11 protein-coding genes are annotated in these 12,097 nt (G+C 53.7%); 7 read left to right on the top strand and 4 right to left on the bottom strand.

Annotation, left to right across the window (positions count from 1 at the left end; genetic code table 11):
• Positions 1 to 43: 43 nt before the first annotated feature.
• Both AC4OVU_RS09100 and msrB read right to left on the bottom strand, forming a co-directional pair.
• Complete coding sequence (locus AC4OVU_RS09100) at positions 44 to 316, bottom strand: YeaC family protein (protein ID WP_017384688.1); 273 nt, start codon at positions 314 to 316, stop codon at positions 44 to 46.
• A gap of 41 nt (positions 317 to 357) precedes the next feature.
• Positions 358 to 771, bottom strand: a complete 414-nt coding sequence (msrB, locus tag AC4OVU_RS09095) for a peptide-methionine (R)-S-oxide reductase MsrB (protein ID WP_017384689.1) — start codon at positions 769 to 771, stop codon at positions 358 to 360.
• Between the two features lie 341 nt (positions 772 to 1,112).
• On the opposite strand from msrB, the gene gapA reads away from it, so the two are divergent.
• Together gapA and AC4OVU_RS09085 are read left to right on the top strand one after the other, a co-directional pair.
• Complete coding sequence (gapA, locus tag AC4OVU_RS09090; RefSeq protein WP_006809136.1) at positions 1,113 to 2,108, top strand: glyceraldehyde-3-phosphate dehydrogenase; 996 nt, start codon at positions 1,113 to 1,115, stop codon at positions 2,106 to 2,108.
• Positions 2,109 to 2,182: 74 nt separating this feature from the next.
• Positions 2,183 to 3,067, top strand: a complete 885-nt coding sequence (locus tag AC4OVU_RS09085) for a D-hexose-6-phosphate mutarotase (RefSeq protein WP_110292881.1) — start codon at positions 2,183 to 2,185, stop codon at positions 3,065 to 3,067.
• 67 nt (positions 3,068 to 3,134) lie between these two features.
• Here the strand turns inward: AC4OVU_RS09085 and AC4OVU_RS09080 are convergent, their stop codons facing one another.
• Entirely contained in the window at positions 3,135 to 3,881 is a 747-nt protein-coding gene (locus tag AC4OVU_RS09080) for a MipA/OmpV family protein (RefSeq protein WP_017384691.1), read from the bottom strand.
• 432 nt (positions 3,882 to 4,313) lie between these two features.
• On the opposite strand from AC4OVU_RS09080, the gene yeaG reads away from it, so the two are divergent.
• The 3 genes from yeaG (at position 4,314) to AC4OVU_RS09065 (ending at position 8,221) form a co-directional block, all read left to right on the top strand.
• Positions 4,314 to 6,248 (top strand): protein kinase YeaG, encoded by a 1,935-nt coding sequence (gene yeaG / locus AC4OVU_RS09075; RefSeq protein WP_006809140.1) that lies wholly within the window; start codon positions 4,314 to 4,316, stop codon positions 6,246 to 6,248.
• An 89-nt stretch (positions 6,249 to 6,337) separates the two neighbouring features.
• On the top strand, positions 6,338 to 7,621 hold the full coding sequence (locus tag AC4OVU_RS09070; RefSeq protein WP_017384692.1) for a YeaH/YhbH family protein: 1,284 nt from the start codon (positions 6,338 to 6,340) through the stop codon (positions 7,619 to 7,621).
• 99 nt (positions 7,622 to 7,720) lie between these two features.
• Complete coding sequence (locus AC4OVU_RS09065) at positions 7,721 to 8,221, top strand: YbaK/prolyl-tRNA synthetase associated domain-containing protein (RefSeq protein WP_023303492.1); 501 nt, start codon at positions 7,721 to 7,723, stop codon at positions 8,219 to 8,221.
• A gap of 20 nt (positions 8,222 to 8,241) precedes the next feature.
• Here the strand turns inward: AC4OVU_RS09065 and yoaI are convergent, their stop codons facing one another.
• The gene (yoaI, locus tag AC4OVU_RS09060) at positions 8,242 to 8,343 is read right to left on the bottom strand and encodes a small membrane protein YoaI (protein WP_017384693.1); all 102 of its coding nucleotides are present in this window, start codon (positions 8,341 to 8,343) and stop codon (positions 8,242 to 8,244) included.
• A 286-nt stretch (positions 8,344 to 8,629) separates the two neighbouring features.
• Here yoaI and AC4OVU_RS09055 point away from each other — a divergent pair, with 286 nt between their 5' ends.
• Together AC4OVU_RS09055 and AC4OVU_RS09050 are read left to right on the top strand one after the other, a co-directional pair.
• Positions 8,630 to 9,961 carry a glycoside-pentoside-hexuronide (GPH):cation symporter gene (locus AC4OVU_RS09055; protein WP_491928661.1) on the top strand — a complete coding sequence of 444 codons (1,332 nt, stop codon included), beginning with the start codon at positions 8,630 to 8,632 and terminating at the stop codon, positions 9,959 to 9,961.
• A gap of 15 nt (positions 9,962 to 9,976) precedes the next feature.
• The gene (locus AC4OVU_RS09050; protein WP_023303491.1) at positions 9,977 to 12,013 is read left to right on the top strand and encodes a glycoside hydrolase family 31 protein; all 2,037 of its coding nucleotides are present in this window, start codon (positions 9,977 to 9,979) and stop codon (positions 12,011 to 12,013) included.
• The last annotated feature ends 84 nt before the right edge of the window (positions 12,014 to 12,097 follow it).

The following is a 12,097-nucleotide window of genomic DNA, read 5'->3' as shown; positions in this document are numbered from 1 at the left end:
TGTGCCGGGTGGCGCTAGCGCTTACCCGGCCTACATGGGAGCTTTATTTGAAGGTCGCAATCGGCTTCGGCGCGATGCCGAACTCTTCTTTCAGCTCGCGCTTGCTTTTCATCACCATCTGACCGTTAGTGTCGATGGTCATGTGCTGGGCGTCGGTATTGTGACGCGCCTGCCACAGCATCACCAGCTGCAAACTGTTCTCTTTTTGCTCAGGTGTGAGCGCCACACCGTCCGGCCATTTTCCCAGCTCAACGGCCGTTACCAGACGCTGATAAACCTCCGGGGTCATACCTGCAATCATGTCATCAATATTCATGATCTCTCCCTTTCAAAGGAATAATTTGCTGAATCGTTTTTTCAACCCTTGGTATGGTCGCCGTTTTCATCATCGGTAAAGCTCATGGAAGCCGAATTTACACAGAAACGCTCCCCCGTCGGCTGCGGGCCATCCGGGAAGACATGCCCGAGATGGGCGTCACAGTTCCCGCAGCGAATTTCGGTGCGCACCATGCCGTGCGAGGTGTCCGTCAGGTAGCGGATCGCATCATCGCTGACAGGCTCGTAAAAGCTCGGCCAGCCGCAGCCAGAATCGTACTTCGTCTGGGAGTTAAACAGCGGTGCATCACACACCAGGCAGTGGTAGACGCCTTCCCGTTTATTGTGCAGCAAACGCCCGGAAAACGGCGGTTCTGTGCCGTGATTTTGCGTCACGTAAAACTGCATCTCTGTAAGGTTTTTTTTCAAATCGTCGGGGTTACGTTGGTTCGACATATGCTTACATCTCGCTGTTGAAACAGACATCTTTTAACCCAGATTCTAACAAAACATTAACACCCGCGCGTGCACTTTTGTTCTAAACTTATGTGTCGCGAAAAGGCGGTCAGGCAATTGTGATCAATTTCACATTTTAATCCTGCGAGGCCTTTAAAATTCCGGGCGCAGCCCCCATGTGGTTGCTAGCTCAAAGGGAAAGTGAGGCGAGTCAGTCGCACAAACGTTAGTCACAGGATTGATTTGTCGCAATGATTGACACGATTCCGCTTGACGCTGCGTAAGGTTTTTGTAATTTTACAGGCAACCTTTTATTCACTAACAAATAGCTGGTGGAATATATGACTATCAAAGTAGGTATCAACGGTTTTGGCCGTATCGGCCGTATTGTTTTCCGTGCTGCTCAGAAACGTTCTGACATCGAAATCGTTGGTATCAACGATCTCCTGGACGCTGAATACATGGCGTACATGCTGAAGTACGACTCAACTCACGGTCGTTTCGACGGCACCGTTGAAGTGAAAGACGGCCACCTGGTTGTTAATGGCAAAACCATCCGCGTTACTGCTGAGAAAGACCCAGCTAACCTGAAATGGAACGAAATCGGTGTTGACGTTGTAGCTGAAGCTACCGGTATCTTCCTGACCGACGAAACTGCACGTAAACACATCACTGCGGGTGCGAAGAAAGTTGTTCTGACTGGTCCTTCCAAAGACAACACCCCAATGTTCGTTCGCGGTGCAAACTTCGAAACTTACGCTGGCCAGGACATCGTTTCCAACGCATCCTGCACCACCAACTGCCTGGCACCGCTGGCTAAAGTTATCAACGACAACTTCGGCATCATCGAAGGTCTGATGACTACCGTTCACGCAACCACCGCTACTCAGAAAACCGTTGATGGCCCGTCTCACAAAGACTGGCGCGGCGGCCGTGGCGCGGCTCAGAACATCATCCCATCTTCTACCGGTGCTGCTAAAGCAGTAGGTAAAGTACTGCCAGAACTGAATGGCAAACTGACTGGTATGGCGTTCCGCGTTCCAACTCCTAACGTATCCGTTGTTGACCTGACCGTTCGTCTGGAAAAAGCTGCTTCTTATGAAGAAATTAAGAAAGCAATCAAAGCTGCTTCCGAAGGCCCAATGAAAGGCGTTCTGGGTTACACCGAAGACGACGTTGTATCTACCGATTTCAACGGCGAAGTGTGCACTTCCGTGTTCGATGCTAAAGCAGGTATCGCACTGAACGACAACTTCGTGAAACTGGTTTCCTGGTACGACAACGAAACTGGCTACTCTAACAAAGTACTGGACCTGATCGCTCACATCTCCAAATAAGTTGAGATGAGTGCTTGATCCTAAAAGGCGACTTCGGTCGCCTTTTTTATTGTTTTTAGACAGAGGATTGCTTAATGATTAATAAAATTTTTGCACTTCCGGTAGTCGAACAACTTAACCCTGTGCTCTCCCGCCGTCAGATCGACGGTGCTGATATCATCGTTGTTGATCATCCGCGCGTTAAAGCCTCCGTAGCACTCAATGGCGCCCATCTGCTCTCCTGGAAACCAGAAGGTGAAGAAGAAGGCCTGTGGCTGAGCGAGGCCACCTCGTTCAAAAAAGGGGCGGCGATCCGCGGCGGCGTACCGATCTGCTGGCCATGGTTTGGCCCGTCAGCGCAGCAGGGTTTACCCTCACACGGTTTCGCCCGTAACCAGCAGTGGACGCTGAAAGCCCACAACGAAGATGAAAACGGTGCGGTGTTGACCTTTGAACTCCAGGCGAATGATGAAACGCGCGCCCTGTGGCCACATGAGTTCACCCTGTATGCCCGCTTCAAGCTGGGTAAAACCTGCGAAATTGAACTGGAAGCGCACGGCGAATTCGAAACAACGTCCGCCCTGCACACCTATTTCAACGTAGGCGACATTCAGGCCGTTAAGGTGAGCGGACTTGGCGATACCTTTATCGACAAAGTGGATAACGCGAAAGAAGGCAAGCTGGACGACGGCGTGCAGACTTTCCCGGATCGTACCGACCGCGTGTATCTGCACCCGGAAGCCTGTAGCGTCATCCACGACAGCGCGCTGAACCGCGGTATTGATGTGGTTCATCACCACCACAGCAACGTGGTGGGCTGGAACCCGGGCCCTGCCCTTTCCGTCAGCATGGCGGATATCCCGGATGACGGTTACAAGACCTTCGTGTGCGTGGAAACCGCGTGCGTGACCGCGCCGCAGAAAACCAGCGAAGAAAAACCGTCCCGCTTAGGCCAGACGATCAAGATTGTGAAGCGCTAATATTGTTCAGGCATCATAAAAAAACAAACGGGGCGCTAGCGCCCCGTTTTAATGCATCACGTTCTGGTCAGAACTTGTAGGTCACACCCACGGAGAAGATGCCAGACCAGGACTTGTCGACCATCGGGCTGTCTTTCACTTCATCGCTCAGACGAATGTAACGGCCAGTACCGTACACATTCCAGTCACCGAGGAAGTTATACGAGGCGGTGAGTTCCAGGTACGGGTCCCAGCCATCATCCGCGCTGTAGCTCTTCAGACCACTGCGGCGAGACTCCGCTTTAGACACGCCATAGTAGTAGTCGTTGTAATTCTCGCTGCTGTACTGCACACCGATACCCGGCGTCAGCGTCACTGCGCCGTTGGTATAGCGATAAAGCCACGCCAGATCCCAGATGAAGCCGTTGCTGTTGTCCAGGGTATCGCCCGCCAGCGCAGTGCGCAGGAAGCCATACTCGGTATTATGGACGTAAGAAAGCCCCGCCATCAGTGAGCTTCTGCGTTTGTCCAGCTGACGAAGCGCATTGCTGTCGCTGTCGCCTGGTTTAAAGTGCGTTGGATCGTAATAGGCCATGATGGAGAGCTTATCGGCCGTATCGTTCCACAGATAGTAGCCACCGCCCAACCCACGGAACCAGAAGTTATCGCCTTCATAGGTGACAACGGGGACAGGATAAACGTCGCGGTCATACTGCTTGTACGGGCTGTTAATCACGCCAGCACCCGCGCCAACAGTCCACTGGCTCTCAGCCTGTACGGTGCTCGCTGCGGTAGCGGCAAGGATGCCCAATGCCAGAAGTTTGAGTTTGGTCACAATCCATTCTTTCCTGTAGTCAAATAATCAGCGGGTGAAGTGTAACCGCCATTCCCGTACATCCCAAAATTTTTTGCGCGCTAATCCGTTTGATTAACCCGTTATTTTTCATTTTTCAGATGACATCCCGCTTTCATTTATGTGACCGATAAATGAAAAACCCACTTTTCGCTTATAACCGCAGTGGAAATTTTTGGATGAGTTATTGATATGTCATTGAAAGTAGATTTTATCCGTATGCAAGTTTTGCAATTGCCATCTAAGCTTTAATTTAAGAAGAGGTTTTGCTGAACACCCTGCGGTTCATAGCCTTCGACCTGGCACACAGGTTGCTGCTCTGGCAGTGAGGTGCGAAAAATTCTCTTCCGGGAGCCTCCACTACTCATACGAACGGCTCTTATCCTGTGCTAAAAAACGAAAGGACGGCATGCCATGAATATATTCGATCACTATCGCCAGCGCTACGAAGCTGCCAAGGACGAAGAGTTCACACTGCAGGAGTTTCTTACCATTTGTCGGCAAGATCGCAGTGCCTATGCCAATGCGGCAGAACGGCTATTGATGGCTATTGGTGAGCCAAACATGGTTGATACTGCCCTGGAGCCACGGCTTTCCCGTCTATTTTCGAATCGGGTGGTCGCCCGATACCCGGCGTTTGAAGAGTTCTATGGCATGGAAGACGCCATTGAGCAGATCGTCTCCTACCTGAAGCATGCCGCTCAGGGGCTGGAAGAGAAGAAACAGATCCTTTATCTGCTGGGTCCTGTCGGTGGGGGTAAATCCTCCCTGGCTGAACGGCTGAAAGCGCTGATGCAGCGCGTGCCGATCTATGTGCTGAGCGCCAACGGCGAACGCAGCCCGGTCAATGACCATCCGCTGTGCCTGTTTAATCCGCAAGAGGATGCGCAAATTCTGGAAAAAGAGTTTGGCATTCCGCATCGCTATCTCGGTACGATCATGTCGCCGTGGGCGGCAAAACGTCTGCACGAGTTCGGCGGGGACATCACCAAGTTCCGCGTCGTGAAAGTGTGGCCGTCTATCCTCGAGCAGATCGCCATTGCCAAAACTGAACCCGGTGACGAGAACAACCAGGATATCTCGGCGCTGGTGGGTAAAGTCGATATCCGTAAGCTGGAGCATCACGCGCAAAACGACCCGGATGCCTACGGTTATTCCGGTGCGCTGTGCCGCGCCAACCAGGGGATTATGGAATTTGTCGAGATGTTTAAAGCACCGATCAAAGTGCTGCATCCGCTACTGACCGCCACCCAGGAAGGGAACTACAACGGGACAGAAGGTATTTCCGCCCTGCCGTTTAACGGGATTATCCTTGCCCACTCTAACGAATCTGAATGGGTGACCTTCCGTAACAATAAAAACAATGAGGCATTCCTTGACCGTGTGTACATCGTCAAAGTGCCATATTGCCTGCGGATCTCCGAGGAGATCAAGATTTACGAAAAACTGCTCAACCACAGTGAGCTGGTCCATGCCCCTTGCGCACCGGGAACGCTGGAAACGCTGTCGCGCTTCTCGATCCTGTCGCGCCTGAAAGAGCCGGAAAATTCCAGCATCTACTCAAAAATGCGCGTGTATGACGGTGAAAGCCTGAAGGATACCGACCCGAAAGCGAAATCGTACCAGGAATACCGCGATTACGCCGGGGTCGACGAAGGGATGAACGGTTTGTCGACGCGTTTCGCGTTTAAGATCCTCTCCCGCGTCTTTAACTTCGACCACGCGGAGGTGGCCGCCAACCCGGTACATCTGTTCTACGTGCTGGAACAGCAAATTGAACGTGAACAGTTCCCACAGGAGCAGGCTGAACGCTACCTGGAGTTCCTGAAAGGCTACCTGATCCCGAAATACGCCGAGTTTATCGGCAAAGAGATCCAGACCGCCTACTTGGAATCCTATTCCGAATACGGCCAGAACATCTTCGACCGGTACGTCACCTACGCTGACTTCTGGATCCAGGATCAGGAGTATCGCGACCCGGATACCGGCCAGCTGTTTGACCGTGAATCCCTGAACGCGGAACTTGAAAAAATCGAGAAACCAGCCGGGATCAGCAATCCGAAAGACTTCCGAAACGAGATTGTGAACTTCGTGCTGCGCGCCAGAGCGCATAACAACGGCCGCAATCCGAACTGGACCAGCTACGAAAAACTGCGCACGGTTATAGAGAAGAAAATGTTCTCTAACACGGAAGAGCTGTTGCCGGTCATCTCGTTCAACGCCAAAACCTCAACCGACGAGCAGAAAAAGCACGACGATTTTGTCGACCGTATGATGGAAAAAGGCTATACCCGCAAACAGGTCCGCCTGCTCTGTGAATGGTATCTGCGCGTGCGTAAATCGTCTTAAAACAAGTGCCCGGTAACGCGCTTACCGGGCCAACAAAATGTCCGGTACTTACGGACGCTGCAAGTTGGCAAATGCAGTACGGGGGATATATGACCTGGTTTATTGACCGGCGTCTTAACGGCAAAAACAAGAGCACGGTGAATCGCCAGCGCTTCTTGCGCCGTTATAAAGCGCAAATTAAACAGTCGATCTCCGAGGCCATCAACAAACGCTCGGTGACCGACGTCGACAGCGGCGAATCCGTCTCCATCCCTAACGATGACATCAGCGAACCGATGTTTCATCAGGGGCGTGGCGGCCTTCGCCATCGCGTGCACCCAGGTAATGACCACTTCGTCCAGAATGACAGAATCGAGCGGCCCCAAGGCGGAGGCGGCGGTTCTGGCAGCGGTCAGGGGCAGGCCAGCCAGGACGGTGAAGGCCAGGACGAGTTCGTCTTTCAGATTTCAAAAGACGAATATCTCGACCTGCTGTTTGAGGATCTGGCCCTGCCGAATCTGAGAAAGAATCAGCACCGTCAGCTCAACGAATACAAAACCCATCGCGCGGGTTATACCGCAAACGGGGTACCCGCCAACATCAGCGTGGTGCGTTCACTGCAAAACTCGCTGGCGCGACGCACGGCGATGACGGCAGGCAAACGGCGCGAACTGCGCGAGCTGGAAACCAGCCTGAAAGTGGTGGAAAACACGGAGCCGGCACAACTGCTGGAAGAGGAGCGCCTGCGAAAAGAGATCGCCGAACTGCGGGCGAAGATCGACCGGGTGCCGTTTATCGACACGTTCGACCTGCGCTACAAGAACTACGAAAAACGGCCGGAGCCTTCCAGTCAGGCGGTGATGTTCTGCCTGATGGACGTATCAGGTTCAATGGATCAGGCCACCAAGGATATGGCTAAGCGTTTTTATATTCTGCTCTATCTGTTCCTGAGCAGAACGTATAAGAACGTGGAGGTGGTCTACATCCGCCATCACACTCAGGCGAAAGAGGTGGATGAACATGAGTTCTTCTACTCGCAGGAGACCGGCGGCACCATCGTGTCGAGCGCCCTGAAGCTGATGGACGAGGTGGTGAAGGAGCGCTACGATCCGGCGCAGTGGAATATCTACGCCGCGCAGGCATCGGATGGCGATAACTGGGCGGATGACTCGCCGCTGTGTCATGAAATTCTGGCGAAGAAGATCCTGCCGGTGGTGCGTTACTACAGCTACATTGAAATTACCCGTCGCGCCCACCAGACGCTGTGGCGTGAGTATGAGCATCTGCAAGCGATGTTCGATAACTTTGCGATGCAGCACATTCGTGACCAGGATGACATCTACCCGGTCTTCCGGGAACTGTTCCAGAAACAGTCGTCCACCAGCAACGCATGACCCAACAGCCAGCGCACCCGCTGGCTGTTTTCTTTCAGCCCTCTCCGTCCCGTGCTAATGTAGCAAGCTACGTATTGGCAAATCACAGGTGAAATCGTTATGTCTGATGACGTGATCGGGACGACGCCCCATCAGCGGCTAATCAGCTTATTAACCGAGCAGGAGGCGCGCTTTCGCGTGGTGGCGCATGAGGCCGTTGGGAAATGCGAAGCGGTCAGTGAAATTCGCGGGACCGATCTCCGGCAGGGTGCAAAAGCACTGGTCTGCAAGGTAAAAGGCAACGGTGTTAAGAAACATATTCTGGCAATCCTCGCCGCCGATCGGCAGGCCGATCTGAGCCTTCTGGCCAGTCATTTCGGTGGGCTAAAGGCCTCTCTCGCCAGTCCGGCTGAAGTGGATGCGCTTACCGGCTGCGTCTTCGGCGCCATTCCCCCCTTCAGCTTTCATCCGGATCTGACGCTGGTCGCCGATCCGCTGCTGTTTGAGCGCTTCGATGAGATCGCCTTTAACGCCGGCCTGCTGGAAAAGTCGGTGATTATGGACACCCAGGACTATCTGCGTATCGCCCGTCCTGAACTGGTGACGTTCCGTAAACAATAAATACTGCGGCTGGCTAACGGTCAGCCGTTTTCCAGCAGCAGCACGGAAGCAATCAAAATAATCGCGATAATAAAAAACGATGAGGAGATAATCAGCGTTTCGACAAACATAGGATCGTTCATGATGCCCTCTGCTTTGCCCGTTTGCCTCTTTTTTACCCCCGCACAATGACAGTTAAATGACAATGACGCGTCCGTGAAATGACTATTTTTTCGCTGAAACGATTCGCTGTTGACTATCCTCCCCCGTATAAAGTCACTGTTTAAATACTTTATTTGTTACCGGTATCACGAAAAGAAATTTACGTAACCCCGATGCCAGATCTCGCAATTGTTAACCTTTTCATCATGGTTAACCCTGTTTACGGAGCACCTCAAAAATAAACCTTACACTGGCAAGGTGAATACAATGACCGAAATAATTACCCGTAAAGAAAAGATCAGTTATGGGTTAGGCGATATGGCGAGCCATATTGGGCTGGATAACGTCATTATTTTTCTGACGTTTTACTATACGGACGTGGTGGGGCTACCTGCCGCATTCGTGGGCACCATGTTTCTTCTGGCGAGAACCGCCGATGCCATAATAGACCCGGCGATGGGCTATATCGCAGACAGGACGCGCACGCGCTGGGGCAAATTCCGCCCCTGGATGCTGTGGCTGGCGCTGCCCTTTGGCGCAAGTTGTCTGCTGACCTACGCCGTTCCGGCGTCGCTCGATCTGCACGGTAAAATGATTTTCGCCACCGTCAGCTATACCCTGATGATGCTGATGTATACCGCAATCAATATTCCCTATTGCTCCATGGGCGCGGTGACAACGCCCGACAACGATGCGCGAATTTCCCTCCAGTCCTATCGTTTTTTCCTGGCCACGCTGGGTGGCGCGCTGTCGACATTCTTTATGATGCCGCTGGCAGAGTTTTTAGGCGGCGATGATAAATTACTGGGCTACCGCTGGGCGATGGCCATTATGGCGACCATCGCGGTCATCATGTTCTGGATCTGCTTCGCCAATACGCGTGAACGTATTAAGGCTCCCGCTACCCACAATAATTATCTTGCGGAACTGCGGGATTTATTACGAAACGACCAATGGCGGGTTGTCGCCGTCCTGGTATTAACCAACATTGGTTTTGGCGTTATTCGCCTTGGCGCAATGATGTATTTCGTCACTTATTATCTCGGTAGCGCAAGCTATTTTATGTGGATGCTCGGGGCGCATATTCTCGGGAAAGCCGCAGGCAGTGCGCTGGCCAAACGTCTGACGCAGAACGTCAGCAAAGTGCAGATGTTTGGATACTGTTCCGTACTGGCGGGGGTACTCAGCATCGCCCTGTTCTTTGCGCCTAAGTCAGTGCTTATTCTGGTGCCCATGACGTTTATCGTCTCCACCCTTTACCAGGCCACCACCACGCTGATGTGGGTAATGATGGCGGACGTCGCCGATTACGGCGAATGGAAACAGGGGAAACGCATGGACGGCGTGATCTTCTCCACCTTCCTCGCCGTACTCAAGCTGGGAATGGCGATCAGCGGCGCGATTGTTGGCTGGACGCTGGGCTTAAGCGGCTATGTCGCCAACGCCCCGGAACAGACCACCACGGCCATGTACTGCATCATCGCCCTCTTCACCGTCGTGCCTGGCGTCTTGTCACTCTGCGCGTTTGCCACGCTGCGCTGGTACAAGCTCGACGACAGCACAATGCAATCCATCCATCTTGCCAAACACCCTGTTTAGAAGGACGCGTTTTCCATGAGTGAGCTGATCCAACATTCCAACAGTATCGAATGGCGTTTTGAACGCCAGACCCTGCGTATTGAACCGTGGGGTGAAAACAGCCTGCGCGTCAGGGCCACCTGCTCCCCGGCTTTTGATGACGCCTTACAGGCACTGTTGCCCGCCGCCCCTTGCCAGGCTGAGATTGTCGCCGAAGCGGAAAGCCTGACGCTGCGCAACGGCAATATTACCGCGACGCTGAATCTTAAAGGTCAGCTGGCCTTCTACAATCAGCGCGGCGAACTGCTGCTGGAAGAGATGTGGCGCCAGCGTTCAACGGTGGGTATCGGTGCCAGCGAGAAGAGCCAGGATAAATATGTCAGCGCCCTGAAGCTGGATGGCCGCGAATTTAAGCCGCTAATGGGGGGGAAATATCAGCTCACCGTCCGGTTTGAATCGCGTCCGGATGAACGCATCTATGGCATGGGTCAGTATCAACAGCCGTGGCTGGATCTGAAAGGCTGTACGCTGGAACTGGCGCAGCGCAACTCCCAGGCCAGCGTGCCCTTTATGCAGTCCAGCCTTGGCTATGGCCTGCTTTGGAACAACCCGGCGATTGGTGAAGCCAGCTTTGCAAAAAATCAGACGGAATGGCGCGCCCGCGTGACGGGAGAAATGGACTACTGGATCACCGCCGCTGATACGGTGGCGGATATCACCCGCCAGTATGTGAAAGCCACCGGTACTCCGCCCTCCGCCCCGGCGTTTATCAGCGGGCTGTGGCAGTGCAAATTACGCTACCGCACCCAGCAGGAGGTGCTGGAGGTTGCGCGGGAGTATCGCCGCCGTAATCTGCCGCTGTCGGTGATGGTCATCGACTTTTTCCACTGGCCGAATCAGGGCACCTGGTGCTTCGACCCCGTAGACTGGCCCGATCCTGAAGGGATGGTCGACGAGCTGCGCGAAATGGGTATTGCGCTGATGGTGTCGGTGTGGCCAACGGTAGAGGCGCGCAGCCCTCTCTACCCGCTGATGAAAGCCAAAGGCTGGCTGGTCAGCAGTGAACGTGGCGTGCAGGTCAACCTCGATTTTATGGGCAATACCACCTTCTTTGATGCGACCCATCCTGAGGCGCGGAAATTCGTCTGGGATACGGTGAAGAAAAATTACTACGACATGGGCATTAAGCTGTTCTGGCTGGACGAAGCCGAACCGGAATACCGCGCCTATGATTTTGACAACTATCGCTACCACGCCGGTCCGGTGCTGGAAGTGGGCAATCGCTACCCGCGTGACTTTGCGCAGGGCTTTTTCGATGGGCTCCAGGCAAATGGTGAAACCGACATTGTTAACCTGGTACGCTGTGCCTGGGCAGGCAGCCAGCGCTTCGGCGTGCTGGCGTGGTCGGGTGATGTCCACTCCTCGTTCCATGCTTTTCGCAATCAACTCGCCGCGGGACTGAATATGGGGCTGGCGGGGATCCCATGGTGGACAACCGATATCGGTGGCTTCCAGGGAGGGAACGTTAACGACCCGGCGTTCCACGAATTGCTGATCCGTTGGTTCCAGTGGGCGGTGTTTACACCGGTTCTGCGCATGCACGGCTATCGCGAACCGCAGATCCAGCCCCCGGAGCGCTACCGTGACGGCATTCCTCAGTGTAACAGCGGTTCGCCTAATGAGCTGTGGAGTTACGGAGAAGAGAATTACGCCATCATGCAGCACTGGCTTACCGTGCGCGAAACCCTGCGCCCCTATATTGACGCGTTGTACCAGCAGGCTCATCTGCACGGAGACCCTCTCATGCGTCCGCTGTTCTGGCACTATCCGCAGGATAAGCAGAGCTGGACGTGTGAAGATCAGTATCTGTTTGGCGAAGATCTTCTGGTGGCGCCGGTTATGCAGGCCGGTCAGCGTGAGCGCGATGTCTGGCTGCCGACGGGCAATAGCTGGATCGCTCTCAACGGTGAGCGCTACGCCGGTGGGGAGCATATCCGGGTGCCTGCGGCGCTGGAAACCATCCCGGTGTTTATCCGCGAAGGAAGTCCACTTATCCAGCAGCTGGTGGACTGACGTCAGGCAAGTGACCAAAAATAGACAATTTTTTCAGTAAAGCCTGCCTGCCGTCGCGTTTGCGCGTAAAGTAAGCAGGCTTAC

Source organism: Enterobacter sp. 6722112 (genome assembly GCF_058661685.1).
Note: the sequence above shows the minus strand (reverse complement) of the source record. Positions and strands in the feature narration are given on the sequence as shown.